The 17,178-nt window shown below is 27.8% G+C and carries 14 protein-coding genes; all 14 read left to right on the top strand.

Features of this window, described 5'->3' with window-relative positions; genetic code table 4:
- The first annotated feature begins 10 nt into the window (after window positions 1–10).
- The 14 genes from pyrH (at window position 11) to EXC28_RS06040 (ending at window position 17,163) form a co-directional block, all read left to right on the top strand.
- Window positions 11–736, top strand: coding sequence for a UMP kinase (pyrH, locus tag EXC28_RS02905; protein ID WP_029330599.1), 726 nt, complete (start codon window positions 11–13; stop codon window positions 734–736).
- A gap of 2 nt (window positions 737–738) precedes the next feature.
- Window positions 739–1,290 (top strand): ribosome-recycling factor, encoded by a 552-nt coding sequence (locus EXC28_RS02900; protein ID WP_029330600.1) that lies wholly within the window; start codon window positions 739–741, stop codon window positions 1,288–1,290.
- A gap of 33 nt (window positions 1,291–1,323) precedes the next feature.
- Window positions 1,324–1,767, top strand: coding sequence for a GAF domain-containing protein (locus EXC28_RS02895; protein ID WP_029330602.1), 444 nt, complete (start codon window positions 1,324–1,326; stop codon window positions 1,765–1,767).
- Window positions 1,768–1,916: 149 nt separating this feature from the next.
- A complete protein-coding gene (locus EXC28_RS06060; protein ID WP_029330604.1) occupies window positions 1,917–2,867 on the top strand; it encodes a phosphatidate cytidylyltransferase in 951 nt (316 codons plus the stop codon).
- A gap of 19 nt (window positions 2,868–2,886) precedes the next feature.
- Window positions 2,887–7,218: a PolC-type DNA polymerase III gene (locus tag EXC28_RS02885; protein WP_029330606.1), complete on the top strand. Its 4,332-nt coding sequence runs from the start codon at window positions 2,887–2,889 to the stop codon at window positions 7,216–7,218.
- A 36-nt stretch (window positions 7,219–7,254) separates the two neighbouring features.
- Window positions 7,255–8,139 carry a hypothetical protein gene (locus tag EXC28_RS06055; protein ID WP_029330608.1) on the top strand — a complete coding sequence of 295 codons (885 nt, stop codon included), beginning with the start codon at window positions 7,255–7,257 and terminating at the stop codon, window positions 8,137–8,139.
- Window positions 8,140–8,192: 53 nt separating this feature from the next.
- The gene (locus EXC28_RS06050) at window positions 8,193–10,421 is read left to right on the top strand and encodes a hypothetical protein (RefSeq protein ID WP_029330610.1); all 2,229 of its coding nucleotides are present in this window, start codon (window positions 8,193–8,195) and stop codon (window positions 10,419–10,421) included.
- Window positions 10,422–10,538: 117 nt separating this feature from the next.
- A complete protein-coding gene (locus tag EXC28_RS06045; RefSeq protein WP_029330612.1) occupies window positions 10,539–11,054 on the top strand; it encodes a hypothetical protein in 516 nt (171 codons plus the stop codon).
- A gap of 35 nt (window positions 11,055–11,089) precedes the next feature.
- Window positions 11,090–12,343 (top strand): serine hydroxymethyltransferase, encoded by a 1,254-nt coding sequence (gene glyA / locus EXC28_RS02865; RefSeq protein WP_029330614.1) that lies wholly within the window; start codon window positions 11,090–11,092, stop codon window positions 12,341–12,343.
- Between the two features lie 13 nt (window positions 12,344–12,356).
- Window positions 12,357–12,638, top strand: coding sequence for a hypothetical protein (locus EXC28_RS02860; protein WP_029330616.1), 282 nt, complete (start codon window positions 12,357–12,359; stop codon window positions 12,636–12,638).
- 1 nt (window position 12,639) lies between these two features.
- Window positions 12,640–14,277 carry a DAK2 domain-containing protein gene (locus tag EXC28_RS02855; protein WP_029330618.1) on the top strand — a complete coding sequence of 546 codons (1,638 nt, stop codon included), beginning with the start codon at window positions 12,640–12,642 and terminating at the stop codon, window positions 14,275–14,277.
- Window positions 14,277–15,275 (top strand): phosphate acyltransferase PlsX, encoded by a 999-nt coding sequence (plsX, locus tag EXC28_RS02850; RefSeq protein WP_029330620.1) that lies wholly within the window; start codon window positions 14,277–14,279, stop codon window positions 15,273–15,275. The genes EXC28_RS02855 and plsX overlap by 1 nt, the downstream gene beginning before the upstream one ends.
- Complete coding sequence (gene rnc, locus EXC28_RS02845; protein ID WP_029330622.1) at window positions 15,268–15,948, top strand: ribonuclease III; 681 nt, start codon at window positions 15,268–15,270, stop codon at window positions 15,946–15,948. Before plsX ends, rnc begins: the two co-directional genes overlap by 8 nt.
- A gap of 15 nt (window positions 15,949–15,963) precedes the next feature.
- Window positions 15,964–17,163: a hypothetical protein gene (locus EXC28_RS06040; RefSeq protein WP_029330625.1), complete on the top strand. Its 1,200-nt coding sequence runs from the start codon at window positions 15,964–15,966 to the stop codon at window positions 17,161–17,163.
- Window positions 17,164–17,178 lie beyond the last annotated feature (15 nt).

Genomic DNA, 17,178 nt, shown 5'->3' with positions numbered 1-17,178 from the left:
ATGAGGTAGTATGAAATATAATCGAGTATTAATCAAATTGTCTGGTGAAGGTTTGGCTAATAAAGACAAACATTTAGCGATTGATTATGAATTAGTACAGAAATTTGCTGTACAACTTAAAGAAATTGTTAAACATAATATTGAAGTAGCAATTGTTGTCGGAGGTGGAAACTTTTGAAGAGGAACAAGCGCTGCTAAAAACGGAATTAATCGTGTAAGAGCGGATTATATCGGAATGTTAGCTACAACAATGAATGCTCTTGCATTACAATCTGGTTTTGAGAAAAATGGATTGCATTGTCGTGTGCTTTCAAGCTTAACAATGGATCCAAAAGTCTGTGAAGTTTATATTAATGAAAAGGCAAAAAAATATTTATCAGATGGTGAAGTAGTAATATTTGCCGGCGGAACAGGAAGACCATTTTTTACAACCGATACAGCATCAACTTTATACGCTAGCGAAATTGAAGCAGAAGCTATTTTAATGGGAAAAAATAATGTTGATGGAGTTTATGATTCAGATCCCAAATTCAATCCTAATGCTAAAAAATATGACAGAATTACCTTTGATGATATTCTAACCCAAGATTTAAAAGTGATGGATAGAACCGCTGCATCAATGGCAAAAGAAAATAACATTGATATTTTAATTTTTGATATTAATGAAGAAAATGCTTTATTAAGAGCAATAAATAATGAAATTCCAAACACAATTATTACGAAAAATAAGGAGTAATTATGGAACTAGATCTATATTTAATTGAATTAAACGAAGAAATTGAAAAAGCTATTAATAACTACGAAAATCAATTAACCAAGGTTGTAATTGGTCGCGCAAACCCAAATTTAGTTAATAAAATTAAAATTAATTATTATGATTCAATGATGAACTTGGATGAAATTGCTTCAATTTCAATCGCAAGCCCTCTACAACTATTAGTAAAACCATACGATATGGCAATTATTAAAGTAGTTGAAAAAGCAATTATGGACTATAAATTGAATGTTTCTATTTCAAACGAAGGTCACCAATTAAGATTAACATACCCTCAAATGACAACCGATAAACGTAAAGAAATGGTAAAACAATTAAACCTAATTACCGAACAAGCTAAAGTTGGTATTAGACAAGCACGTCAAGATATTAATAAAAAAGTTAAAGCTGATAAAGAATTGTCAGAAGATCTACAAAAACACTATTTAGACGTTATTCAAAAAGAAATTGATAAAAATATTGTTAAAGTAGATGGAATGGCATCTGAAAAAGAAAAAGATTTAATGACTATATAAAATGGATTATTCCATTTTTATTTATATTTAATTATGTTATTAAAACAATATTCAGCATTAATTGCTAATGATGAAAAAATATTTACTACATTAGCAAATACATCAGCTTTTATATATCAAAATTTTGAACATCTAAATTGAGTTGGGTTTTATTTAAATGAAAATAATATTTTATATTTACATGCTTTTCAAGGAAAAGTAGCATGCACAAAAATTCCTTTTGATAGAGGAGTTTGCGGATTTGCTTGTCGCGCTAAACAAACTGTAATTGTTGATGATGTTCATTCATTTGCCGATCACATAGCGTGTGATTCGGCTTCACAAAGTGAAATTGTTATACCTATTATAATTAATAATGAAATTTTTGGTGTTTTAGATATTGACGCACCAATTACAAAGCGTTTTTCAAAAGAAGACAAAGAAGTATTAGAGGAATTAGTTAAAATTCTTTCTAACAAAATTCAAAGTTATAAATAAGACGTAGTTACGTCTTTTTTATTTTATTAAAACCAAAAAGGTGTATTTTTTTGCTTAATTTCTTTAGTTTTTAAATCAATAAAAATCTTTTAATATACATAAGTTAAAAAATATATTTTTTAATGTTCAATTCATATATAATGCTATGTATGAATTCAACTAAAACGAGATTAAAATCTGCAATTATTTTATTCGCAATTATCATTCCATTTTTTTTCATAACATATTTTGCTAAAACACCGGGAAAAATTATAGGTACAATCTTTTTCGCTACTTTTTCTGTGTGAGCAACCTTTGAGATTGTTAAACACAATAAGTTAAATATTGTTTTGAATGTTTTTATAAGTTTATTGACAATTTTTGTTTGAATCTTCCCATTAAACGAATCAAAAGAAACATATTTAACATTGTATTCAAACCAAACATCGCTAGTTAGAGATGATTTAATTCAAATGCTTAAATTATTAATTTGAGGATATGATAATTTAACTCATATGTACGTTGTGTATATCGCAATCATTTTTGTTGTTATCACAATTATTTTCTTAATAAACATAAAGAAATATAGTAGTGTGAAACAATTTCTCATTCATTATTTAATTACTTTCTTTGTGCTTTGATATATTCCATTATTTAGCAAAATTATTTTCATTCATAACGTAGCAAATCCATTCTTTATTTTATGTATGTTTGCGGTTCCAATTGTTGTAGATACATCAGGATATTTCGTTGGAAAAGCGTTTGGACATGCTGTCTTTCAAAAGAAATTTGCTCCACATATTAGTCCTAAAAAGACATGAGAAGGAGCAATTGGTTCATATTTATTAGGTGCGTTATTCGTTATATTATTATTCTGTATTCCTGGAGTAGTTTCTTATAACTCATCAATAGCATATTATCTTTCAACAACTCAAATTGTATTAGCTACTTTATTACTACCGGCAATTTCAATAATTGGTGATTTACTATTTTCTTTAATTAAGCGTTTACAACAAATAAAAGATTTTTCAAACTTAATTCCAGGACATGGCGGTTTGATGGATCGTTTTGATTCTGTTTCATTAGTTGCAATTGTTGCATCAATCATTTTTGTAATATAAATTTCTAGAGGATATTATTATGGCGAGCGAATATAGACAAAGCTTATTAAAATTAGCAAAAAATTTAAATTTTGAATTAGATTCTGAATGAAAAGATGTAGAAGTTGCATTTGTTTTAGATAGTGAAACTAAAACTTACCATATGCAATTTACATTGGATAATCTAATTTCCTTTCATAAATTTGATGCTTTTAAGAAAACAATAGAAAAGAAATTAGGTAAACCTATTGAATGTCAATTGGAAGTTCGTTCATCTATTCGTGACAAAGGATTAATTTTAGATTATTTAATTTATTTATTACAAAAATATAGACATCCTCTTTGTAAATTTAGAAGCTTCTTAACAAAAGATAACGTCGAATTAACTGAAACTGAATTTATTTTAACTATTAATATCAAAGAAGTTTTTGATCAATTTTTAAAATATAGAGACGATATACAAACTTTATTAGAACAATTAGGTTATTCATTTTATACCGTTAATTTAAAACTAAATGAATCAAAAGCGAATAAACGTTCTACTATTGAGAATATTGTTAAGAATTTTGACACTTTAAAGATTAATCGAAAAGAAGTTGAATTGGAGAACACAAATACTCATCGTCGTTTTAATAATAATAACAATAAAGGTAAAGCGATTGAAATGAGTATTTCGGATGCGCTTTTATCATACGAACCATTAGTTTCGCTTAAAGGAGAAATTTTTAAAACCGATGTTCGTAATTTAAAAAACAATAATTTGTTATATACAGTAGGTATTTCTGATTATAAAGAAGCAATTATGCTAAAAATGTTTGTTTCAAGCGAAGCAGAACAACCTAATTTTGTAATTGGAAAAACAATTGTTGTAACTGGAAGATTAGTTGATGATCAATATTCTGGTAAAAAAATGTTAGAAGTAAGAAAAGTATCTGACATTATTTTTACAGAAGATTTACAACAATTAAGCAATGATAATGAAGAAGAAAAAAGAATTGAACTAGCAGCTAGAACGCATATGTCCACACAAGATGGGATTTCCACACCCAAAGAATATCTAAAAGCTGCCGAACATTACGGTCATGAAGCAATAGCGATTGTTGACTATGAGGGTGTTCAAGGCTTTCCTGAATTTTATAATACCGCTAAAAAGAATAAAAAAGTTAAACCTATTTTTGGTGTAACTTTAAATGCAATTGATAGTAGAAACAATTTCTTTTTAAACTTTAGAAATCAAGATTTTGAATTAGCGAATGAAACATATGTTGTATTTGATATTGAAACAACCGGACTATCGGCTCGTTTTAATGAAATTATTGAGTTTGGTGCTGTTGTGATTCAAAATGGTGCAATTATTGAAAAACAACAATTCTTTTTAAAGCCTTCAAAACCTATTCCGGCAAAAATCGTTGAATTAACCAAAATTGACGACAATATAGTTAATGAATTTGGTATAGAATATAACGAAGGGGTTCAACGTATTTATAACATTTTAAAAGATAAAATTTCAGTTGCCCACAATGCTAATTTCGATATCGGTGTATGTAAAGAAAACTTTAAAAAATTAGGTTTAGATACTTCAAGAATCACAGCGATTGATACCCTTGCAGTTGCTCATTATTTATTCCCTGAATTTTATAAATTTAAACTAGGAACTGTTGCAAAGAAATTCAATGTTTTATATGATTCAGAAATTGCCCATAGAGCTGATTATGATGCTGAGATATTAGCTAAAGTCTGAAAAGCGATGATTTTAAAACTATCTAGACAAAATAACATTAATACTTCAATTGAGTTAAACGACGTTTATGATGAACAGATGTTTAATAAAAAAATGTCATATGAAATTAGAATTTTAGCTAAAAACCAAAGCGGTTTAAAGAAAATGTTTAAACATATTTCTACAGCTTTAACCAATCAATATTATGGACATGCAATATTATTTTTAGATAAATTAAAAACAGATCCAGATATATACATCGGTTCATCAACACACCGTTCTTATTTATGGGATAAAGTAATTTATGGTGATACTGAATCAATTGATAAAGCAATTGCTCCATATGATTACATTGAATTACCACCAATTTCTACCTTTAATTATTTATTGTATGATGAATCATTAACTGAAGAGAATATTAAATTTGCTTACAAAGATTTAATTAAAAGAGCTAAAGAACAAAATAAAATTCTTGTTGCTGTTTCTGATTCCAGATTTGTCTATGATTATCAAAAATTAATTCATTCAATCTATATGGTGGCACCTCAATTGGGTAATACTCAACACTGATTACATAAATATGTTCGTCATAATCCCCCTGTTTTTAAATATCTAACAACAAAAGAAATGTTGGATGAATTTAGTTTTTTAAATGATGCTAATTTAATTAAAGAAATTGTTATTAAAAACCCCAAAATGATTTCTGATTCAATTGATAGCAACATTGAGGTTATTAAGAATAAATTATATGTTCCGACTTTTGATGATTCAGCTAATAAATTAAGAGATTTAGTTTATAAAAATGCACATCAAAGATATGGTCAAAATATTGATCCAATTATTCAAGCAAGAATTGAGAAAGAATTAAACCCTATTATTAAATATGGTTATTCAGTAATTTATTGAATTAGTCATAAATTAGTTAAGAAAAGTAATGACGATGGTTATTTAGTTGGTAGTCGTGGTTCGGTTGGTAGCTCAATTGTTGCTAACCTAGCAAATATTTCAGAAGTAAACCCTCTTGATCCACATTGATTATGTAATCAATGTAAATATCTAGAATGGAATAAGGATAAAAATTTCCATTCGGGTTGAGATCTACCGGATAAGATATGTCCAAATTGTCAAACTATAATGATTAAAGATGGTCATAGTATTCCATTTGAAACTTTCCTTGGATTTGAAGCAAATAAAGTCCCTGATATAGATTTAAACTTTTCTGGTGAATATCAACCAATTATTCACAATTACACAAAAGAATTATTCGGAGATAGTCATACATTAAGAGCGGGAACAATTTCTACTGTTGCCTCTAAAACTGCATATGGTTTCTGTCAAGGATTTGATGAAAAAATTCACCCAATTGGCTCACGTTTGGGATGATCTAAAACATTTTTAGATTTCCTATCTACAAAAACAGAAGGTGTTAAAAGAACAACAGGTCAACACCCTGGTGGAATTATAATTATTCCAACTGAATTTGAAGTTGAAGATTTCACCCCAATAAACTACCCAGCTAACGATACAAAAAGCAGTTGAAAAACAACACATTTTGACTTCACCTCTATTCATGATAACGTATTGAAATTAGATCTGTTAGGTCATGATGATCCGACTGTTATTAAAATGTTAGAAGAATTAACAAACACTAACGCAATCAAAGATATTCCCAAAACAGATGATAACGTATTGAAATTATTCTCAACAACTGAATCATTAGGTATTGATCCATCGCAGATATCGGGTGAAACTACAGGAGCATATGGGTTGCCTGAATTTGGTACTCAATTCGTTCGTAGAATGTTAAAAACAGCGCAACCTAAATCGTTTAACGATTTAATTTTAATGTCAGGATTAAGCCACGGAACTGATGTGTGAAACAATAACGCAGAGGAATTAATTAAAAGTGGAAAATCTATTAACGAATGTGTTTGTTGTCGTGATGACATTATGCTAAACTTAATGGCTTGAGAAGTAGATTCAATTGATGCTTTCAATATTATGGAAAAAGTTAGAAAAGGAAAAGGTTTAACCGAAGATGAAGAAAAACTTTTAACCAGCAAACAAGTTCCTAGTTGATATATCGAATCTTTAAAGAAAATTAAATATATGTTTCCCAAAGCGCACGCTACTGCTTATGTTATTATGGCTTGAAGAATTGCGTGATATAAACTATATTATCCTTTAGCTTTCTATGCTTCATATTATTCAACTCGCCCAGATGCAATTGATATTAAAGTCATGAGTGGTGGGAAAAGTGTCGTAACAGCTAAATTGAATGAATTAAAAAACAAAATGACTCAAAATCTTGAAATGACAACTAAAGAAAAAGATTTAATTCCGATGTTAGAAATTACACAAGAATTATACGCACGTGGATTAATGATTAAAAACATTGATTTATTAAAATCAAAAGCAACTCAATGAATCGTTGATGAAGAACATAAAGCATTGATTCCGCCGTTAGCTGTTGTTGATGGTTTGGGTGCAACTGTGGCTGAAACTATTGTTAAAGCCAGAGAAGAATCGCCATTTCTTTCAATTGAGGATTTAATGGAAAGAACTAAGTTAAATTCTAGACTTTTAAATGAATTAAGAAATCTAGGTGTTATTGATAATTTAGAAGAAACCAACCAAAATGAATTATTTTAGAAAAGAGGATGTGCCTCTTTTTTATATAATTAAGGTATGAAAGAAAAGAAGAATACTTGAAGAATTTTAACCGCATCTCTTGTTATATATGGTGTGCTTAACGTTGCAATTATAGGAACTACTCTTTATACAGCGTATAAAACAATTGAATTAAGTAGTAGCATTGATTCAAATCGAAAACGTAAACTGCTTGAGGACAATAAAGATTTCTTAAATGGGTCAAAAGTCATTTTTGTTCATGGAATACCATCTTATAAATTAACATACCAACAATTAAAATCAGAAGTTACAGATGCTAAGATGTTTTATCTTAAATATAAAGACATATTTAATGGGATTAGAGATGCTTACAATATATACATACGATATGCAGAAGGAGATTTAAACAAAATTTTAACTTCATTAAATGACTATCGTAGAACTATGTTTACTGAAGATAATAAAATGTTTAATATTCCAAGAATTTCTGAAGAGAACATAAGAATGGAACTCAAATATGTTAAAGAATATAACGAAATGAAGAAATTATTAAAAACATTTGATAGCAATCTTTTTGAACAATATATGCCTTTATTGGAAGAAAATCTATATCAAGATAAATGGGTTAATGTTAATGGGTTATGAGAACCTAAAGCTGATACTGATTTAAAACAAAATGTATTGTTTGCAACAAGTAAAGATAATATCAGAGTCTGCATTGTTAACTTTGAGGCCTTGGTTGAACTAAAAGAAAGTGAAAAATATACAAGTGCGACAGAAGAAGTAAGAACTAAATTTGATTCATTGATGAACCAGTTTTTTGATTATTTCACCGAAAACAAGAAATTGAAAATGATACCAAGCGATTCTGAATTAATAAGATTGGGATTTATCTTAACTCAAGCAAAATCACTTTTAAATACACCTTCTACAACTGAATAAATTATTTTATGATTTTAAAAAGAGCGAATGGCTCTTTTTAATATAATTGAAACATGAAAAAAACGAACAAAATTATAATAGGGCTTACACCTATATTGGGAGTTATTTCATTATCAGTGCATGGATATGTTATTTACAAATCAATTAAAGTATCTAAAGAGGCACAGCATGTTTTACAAGAAAGAATATTAAAAGATGAATTAATATCTAGAATTGAACAAGATAAACGTTTTACTAAAAACGCAGTGAATGATTTTAAGGAATTGCTTTTAAAACATACATGAGAATATGTAAATGATGAATTTGATAATTACACAGCACTATATAGACAAATAATTCTTTTTTACAAGGATTTGGATAATTTTAAAAATAGTCCAAATTATATTTATGCAACTAACCAAAATGATTTTGATGAACTACTAAAGGATAAAAATAATTATTGAAATAATGAAACTAAACAAATCAACAAATTATTTGAAATTAATAGTTGATTTGTTTCCTTAAAAGAAGCAAAAGATAATTTAAACGGTAATATTTTAGATATTCAAAAAAATCATTTTATTGAGAAATTAAACCAATATAGATTTTATTTGAATGAAAATTTATTTAATGAATTGAATAATGAAATTAAAGACGCTTCAAATTTAGAAAGTTTGAAAAATATTGATAATAAATTATTAAATATCAATATTGGCACATCAAATTGAATAATTAATTTTGTTAATAATGAAATGAATGTATTTAAAGATTCAAAAGCATATGAAAAATTGAGTCAAGAGAATAAAACTATTTACAATAGCATTATTGACGAATACAACGATATTTACGATGAAAGTTTTTTAATTAAAAAACAATTATTGCCAAACGAATTAATAGAATTGCGTACTCAATTTATGGAAAATATATCTTTATTTATCAATGATAATATTGATGAAGAACCTAATGGAAATTGAGAAGAAAAATATTCAAATATAGTTAATAAATATAATGTTGCAAAAGAAAAAATAAATGAATTTAAAACACAAAATTATTATGTAGATCATTACATAAATGAATTAGAAAATCATTTTAATAAAATCAGAAATTCAGTCTTAAGTGAAGAAGAAATTCAATCTGCAATGAATAAAATAGATGAAATTCTTTTAAACAGCAATGAATTTAAGCAAGAAGTAGATAATTTACCGATTAACTATAAACCTAACTATATATTAAATGCAATTCCACAACTACATATAAACACTTTAAATGAGTGAGTTGCACCATTCAATAGTAATTTTAAAATGAAATTGTCAATGACAAACATTAATGATGGCAAGGAATATGATTTAAAACATTTCTACAAACACAATATTTTAATTAGATATAGATTCGGATTAGCTGATATTTTGTCAGTAGATAATAGCAATATTGATTGAGAAAAAGGATTGATAACTTTAAACTATCCATTCAATTTTGCTGGTAGACAACAACTTAGACTGTTTGTAAGATATAACCATGATATTGATAATTCAATTTCTTTAAACAATCCAATTAATTTTAATGGTTTTAAACCTAGTGAAGACAATATAATACCTAATTCATTAAATGATTTTCCAATTTTATCAATTGACAATAACGTATATAGAAACGAACAAGCTACAAATATAATTTCTTTAAATCAAGTAATTGATGCAAATTGAGCTTCAGTTTGAGGCAATAAAATCTCTGATAATAGTGCAATTTTATATAGAGATATTTTACAAATAATGTTTTTAAAAATGTTTAAAAATGCAAATTTCGAAAACAATAATTTTGAAATTTTAGATGATGCATTTACAAGAATTTTTGATGAAAATGGTTCATATACTTACGAAATAAATACAAAAGTATTGAATGAATTGAGTAATTATAAATTCGTTTCATTGGGTGGCTCTTTTTTAGATACTACATTGCGGAGTTCTGCTTATGCAAATGCGTTCAATTTACAAGTTAATGATTTAATTAAAATTGAATTCAGTTTAAATAGTTCACAAGGCAATGAAAAACCGGCGTTATTAAATAATAATCAAGGTGATTTGAGTGCTATTTCAGGTGATTATAATAGAGTTGGGAATTTCCCTTATTTAGCTAACTTTAGTGGAGTCTTTTCAATGAAATTGTATGTAAATAATCAACTGAAATTATCAACCGATACATCAACGAACAACAATATGCGTTCATTACCAATATTTGTTGTATGAAAATCCGGAAGCGAAGTAATTTGATATAGTGCAAGACAAAGAGAGGGAATTGGAGGTAATTAATTCCCCCATTTTTTTATCTTTCATATATAAATTAATGTAAATATATTGATATAACAATATATATACATTGTAATTTTTGATATTTTGGTAAAATTTGTATAATTCAAGGGAGAAAATATGTCAAACAAAAAGAAATGAAAAAAGAAAAAAATTAATCTTGAATCATATGTAAGCGTTGAAACAAAACAAAAACCTAGATTATCTAAATCATGAAAAATTGCTTTAACAGGTTTATTTTTAATTGCAATTCCTTCATTTTTACTATTTGTTATTATGGGAAAAGACGGATGAATTATACCAGCTGCAAAAGAATGAGGTAGATGAACAATTATGTTGCCAGTAGCGCTAGGTGTTGCTACAATTCAAATTTTAGTTGTTGCCTTGTTGTTGAAATTTAAGAAATTACCCATTGAAGCCTTAAACTTCTTAGTGGCTATTTCATTAGCCATAAACTCATTCTTAGTATCTTCAGCCGCTTCTGAATGATACATGAGAGTTTTACCAGCAATCGGTCTTGCTTTTGTTGCTATTCCAATTATTGCAATAAATACAAAATTGAAACAAAGACGTCAAAAGAAAAATGAAATTGTAATTAAAGAAGAAGAAAGAAAAAACAAATCATTATTAGACTAACTAAATAGTTAGTTGTTTTATTTTTGGGAGGTTTTATGTATCGTAATATTAGTTTAGAAGATAAAGACATTGAAGCGTTGATTAATTTAGAAAGAAATCGTCAAGAAGAACATATTGAATTAATTGCGTCTGAAAACTATGTATCAGAACAAGTTTTAAAAGCTGCCGGTTCATGTTTAACTAATAAATATGGTGAAGGATATCCTGGCAAAAGATATTATGGCGGTTGTCAATACGTTGATGAAATTGAAAAATTAGCGCAAGAAAGAATATGTAAATTATTCAACATGAAATACGCTAATGTTCAACCATATTCTGGTTCAGTTGCAAACGCAGCTGTGTATATGTCATTACTAGAACCTGGTGATAAAGTTTTAGGATTAGATCTAAATTCAGGAGGACATTTAACACACGGTTATAAAATTTCATTTTCTGGTAAATTTTATGAATCATATGCATATTCAGTGAATGAAGAAGGATTTCTTGATTATGACCAAATTCTGTCAATTGCTAAAGTAGTTAAACCTAAAATGATTATTTGTGGATATTCAGCTTATTCACAAATTGTAGAGTTTGATAAATTTAGAAAAATTGCTGACGAAGTAGGCGCATATTTATTTGCAGATATTTCACATATTTCTGGATTAATTATTGCTGGATTACACCCTTCTCCTGCAGAATATGCAGATGTTGTTATGACTACTACGCATAAAACTTTAAGAGGTACAAGGGGTGCTGTTATTTTAACTAACAATGAAGAATTGTTTAAGAAAATCAACCGTTCTGTTTTTCCTGGCTATCAAGGTGGGCCTTTATTTCATCAAATCGCTGCAAAAGCAGTTAGTTTCTATGAAGCATTACAACCTCAATTTATTGATTACCAAAAACAAGTATTGTTAAATTCAAAAACTTTTTGCCAAACATTTATTAATAAAGGTGCAAGAGTTATTTCTGGATTAACTAAGAATCACTTGTTTTTACTAGACGTTAAAACAAGTTATGGTTTAACTGGAAAACAAGCAGAAGATATCTTGAAACAAATGAATATCACTGTTAATAAAAACTCAATACCAAACGATACAGAAAACCCAATGGTGACAAGCGGTATTCGTCTTGGGGCGCCAGCAATGACATCAAGAGGATTTACTGAAGATGAATTTATTATTTTAGCTAATTTAATTGATAAAGCTTTAAGAGAACCTCAAAACGAAAATTTACATAACGTTATTAAAAAAGAAGTTGCGAAACTAACAAATAGCTTCCCAATTAAGAAAACATATTTAAGTTAGGATGAGTGATTAAATGAAAATAAATAATATTAAAGAAATGATTTATAACACTTTAAGCACGATTGCTGGAATAGTTGAATTTAAACAGATTGACAAAGAACATGATGATCCAATTTGTGTAACTGAATCACCTAAATTACCTGAAACATTAGACATTTGTATGGGTTTAGTTTTATTAAATAATGCCTTTGCTAAACACATTGTTGAAGAAATTCACCAAATATTAATTTACACATTAGAAAAAGAAAATTTGAACTTAGGAAAATTAACTATCTATATTAAAGGAACTAAATAGTATGAAAAGGATTACTGGAGTTGAATGAAAAGAAGCGTTAATATCTGCTGCGAATAATATTGAAAATAAGAAAAATGCTATTAATGCTTTAAACGTTTTCCCTGTACCAGATGGTGATACGGGAACTAATATGGCATCAACAATCATGAACGCTAAAACCGAAATCATGAAGGTTGATACAAACAATATCGGTGAATTAGCGGGAGTGATTTCTCATGCTATGTTATTAGGTGCTCGTGGTAATTCAGGAGTTATTTTAAGTCAAATTTTCAAAGGGTTTACAATTGGATTAAAAAACAAAGAATCAGTATCACCAATTGAATTGATTCAATGTTTTTTAGAAGCAACTAAATCGGCATATGGTGCCGTTTTAAAACCCATTGAAGGAACAATTCTAACTGTTATTCGTGAAACAAGTGAAGGTTTATTGAAACAAATTTCAATCAATCATACATTTGAGGATGTTTTTGCATTAGCTACCAAATTAGCTAGAGAAAGTTGCGATAATACCCCTAAATTATTAAAAGTTCTTAGAGAAGTAGGCGTAACTGACTCGGGTGGTGAAGGACTATATGCAATTATTGAAGGATTCTATGCATATTTCAAAGGTAAACCAATTGAATTAAGCACATCAGAAGTTACAATTGATAAATTTATTTCTGATAAAGAAGTATTTAGTGGTGAATTCGGTTATTGTACAGAGTTTTTATTAGAACTAGAAAAACCAAAGAAGTTTAATAAAGAATATCTAACTTCACGTTTAGAAAAAATTGGTGGATCAATGGTCGTCATTGTTGATGAATCAATTTTAAAAGTACATATTCACACCCAACGTCCTGGTGATGTTTTAAACATCGTTACACCAATGGGTCAATTTATCAAAATTAAAATTGATAACATGACTTTACAAGCAAATGATAGTAAAGAAAACTCAATGAAATTAAGTAACAACACAGAAGATGTTAAAAAGAATGTACAAACTAAACCATGTGGCTTAATTTCATGCAATTCAGGTCAAGGTTTAATTAATCAAATTAAAACCTTTGATGTTGATTATATTGTTGAAGGTGGTCAAACTAATAACCCTTCAATTAAGGATATCGTTGATGCAATTAATTCAGTAGATGCTAAAACAGTGTTTATCCTCCCTAATAACTCAAACATTACATTATCAGCTCAACAAGCAGCAACAATTGTAAGAAACAAAAAAGTTATTATTATTCCAACTAAATCACAAGCGCAAACTCTACCATTAGTTGCAATGTTTAGTTCAGAAAATAGTGAAAAAGATAATAAACTTTTACTAAATGAAACAATTAAAACATTGAAATATGGTGAAATCGCACCTTCAATTAAAGATACAAAATTGAATGGAATTAAGATTAAGAAAAACGATTATATGGTTATGTCAAACAATAAACTAATCGGAACTGCAATAACATATAACGAAGCAGCAATTGCCTTAATTAATGATATTGTTGATGAAAATAGCGAAGAGATTATTATTGTTTATGGACAAACCGCTTCAAAGGCTGATGCATTGGAACTGAAATCATATATTGAAATGAATTTTGATATCGTCGTTCAAATTCACTCAGGTGAACAAAATATTTATCCATACTATATATCGGTACAATAATGAATAGAACGATCATTTTTGATACATTAAATAACGACGGTGGAGAAATAAAAGCAGTATTAGGTGCTAATGAATTTTTAAAACAAAATCCAAATTACAAAATCATTTTAGTTGGTAATGAAAAAACAATCCAAGAACATCTATTAAAAGATGTAGTTAAACAAGTTGAAATTGTTCATCAAGAACAATTAGTACATAAAAGCAGTTCTTTAAGAGATGTTATTAGAAACGAATCTTCAATGCTAACTGCTTTTGATTTACTAAAAGAAGATAAAGCTGACGCCATTTTATCAAGCGGTGATAGTGGTTCATTTGTATCACTAGCTGCTTTAAAAATTCCAAGATTAGCAGGTGTATCTAGACCCGCATTTATGCCAATTATTCCAACTGTTACAAACAACAATATTTTGCTATTAGACGCTGGTGCAAACATTGATATTAAATCTGAATATTTACTAGAATGAGCTAACGTAGCGGTTGAATATGCTAAAGTTTTACAATCAAACAACAAAATTAGAGTTGGAATTTTAAATATTGGTGTTGAGGAATATAAAGGAACTGAAACATTAAAAAATAGTTATGCTTTATTTAACGAAAACAGTAGTGAAAATTTTGAATTTATAGGTTTTGTTGAGCCTAATGACGTTATAAATAACAAAGTTGATATTGTATTATCAGACGGTTTTAATGGAAATATTTTCCTTAAAACAATGGAAAGCACTTTTTTAGGAATTGGTCATTTGCTAAAACAAATGATTCATTCAAGCTGTATTTCAAAAATCGGGGGTTTCTTGTTAAGAAAGAAATTAAAGAAATTCAAAAATAGATTTGATTACAGAAATATCGGTGGAGCATACGTTATTGGATTAAAGAAAATTGTTGTTAAAGCTCATGGAGGAAGCGATGAACGTGCGTTTCTTGGCGCTTTAAATCAAGTTAAAAATGCAATTGAATCAAGCATTATTGACAAAATTAATATAGAAGGAGATTATGAATAACACATTTGAAGAAAAGATTATTTCCTTATTAAACAAACTTGGTATTAAATTAATCAATAAAGAAACTGTTGCAGTTTTTGCACAAGCCTTAACCCATACTTCATATTCAAATGAACATAAAAATTGTCCTAACTATCAATATCTTGAATTTCTAGGTGATGCTTTAATTCAATATGTTGTAACAAAAGAAATATTCTTTCAATACAAACATCTAGATGAAGGTAAAGCAAGTAAATTAAGAAGTTCATTAGTTAATCGAAAGATTTTAGCTCAATTAGCAACTAGTTTAGGAATTATTGATTGTATAAGATATGCTAAAAAATCTTTCAACAATGGTCAAAACGAAAAAATCGTTTCAGATTTTTTTGAAAGTTTCGTAGCTGCAATATATATCACTCAAGGTGAAAAAGCAATGATTGAATTTATTGCAATTCATCTATTTCCATTCATTGAGGAATTCATTGATAATGATCTTCGTGATCCAAAAAGTGAATTTCAAGAATATATACAATCATATAAAAACACAACAATTACTTATTCAAATAAACCATATAACAATGGTTTTGAATCAACATTAATTGTTGATGGTCAGATCTATGGTGTTGGTTTTGGTAATAGTAAAAAAGAAGCAGAAAAGCAAGCTGCACAAGACGCTTTGAATAAATTGAAATAAAAAAAGAGGTACTATATGTCTAAATTAAAATTAAAACATAAATTATTCATTACAATGGGTGTCCTTTTAGGTGTTGGTGTTGCAGCAAGCGTAGGTTTAGCTTTTGTTTTAAAAGAAAAACCAAAGAATAAGAACTATGAAACTAGTACTGAATTGTTAAACAAATTAAGCTTAATTGATAGATGAAACGAAGATGAAATTTTTGCCGGATATATTAGTCATGAGAAAAATGAATTAATGTATAGCAAAAGATTAATTGAAGAAAAACTTGATAAGAAATTAAATACCGAAGCTAGTGATCGTGAAGATTTAACTCATTTAAACAATTTAATTGCCGATGTTCAAAAAGTAGTTAAGGAAGCAATTTATTTACAAAATGGTTTTCTAGTAAGTAATATCAAATTTGATTACCTTGAAACTAGCGAAAAAAAGCAATTTCAAACTTTAATAGACGAATATGAAATGCTTTATGCTTCAACTGAAGTTGCCATTATTGAATCGCTAAAATTAGCAAACAAGCAAGTTGAATTTAAAGATTTAATATTAAACTCAAGAGCCGAAAGATATAAACAAATACGTGCGAAATTTGAGGAACTTTTAGCTAAAGTTCAACTATATACACCAATTAAATATTTAGAACTAGAGATTAATAAACAATTGGAAAAACATGTTTATGATTGACATATTTTATCTGATGTTATGGAAATGAACAAGGTTTTAAGTAACATAGAAGAAACTGTTAAACAATATGAAGATCAAGAAATTAACAGAACCCTTGATATTATCTCTTTAGTTAATGATTGTTTAAATTATCTAAGTCAAGAACCAAGTGTGATTGAATTAAATGTTTATGAAAAACTTCAAGTAGCAAATGAATATATTGAAAATAGAAACATTGTTGAAGTTTCAAATCAATACAATGTTTTAAATGATTTATTAGCTCAAATTAATTATGCAATTGAAGCAGATAGTCCAATTAGAACAGAAATTCTTAATACACTAGATCAAAAAATTAATCAATATTCAACTAATAAAAACACTGATTTTACAGATAACGATTTATTAACTCAAATGGAAGAAACAATCAACACTGCAAAAGAAGAAAGAGTAAATAATTTCCAAAATATCATTCAAATGATTATTCAAATTAAAACATTAGATTCCACTTGAGAAAAATTATATAATCTTCAAACAAGTAGAAATACAACCAGTTAATTTTAAAAATATTTA

The organism is Metamycoplasma cloacale (genome assembly GCF_900660735.1).
Lineage (GTDB): Bacteria > Bacillota_I > Bacilli_A > Mycoplasmatales > Metamycoplasmataceae > Metamycoplasma > Metamycoplasma cloacale.
Note: the sequence above shows the minus strand (reverse complement) of the source record. Positions and strands in the feature narration are given on the sequence as shown.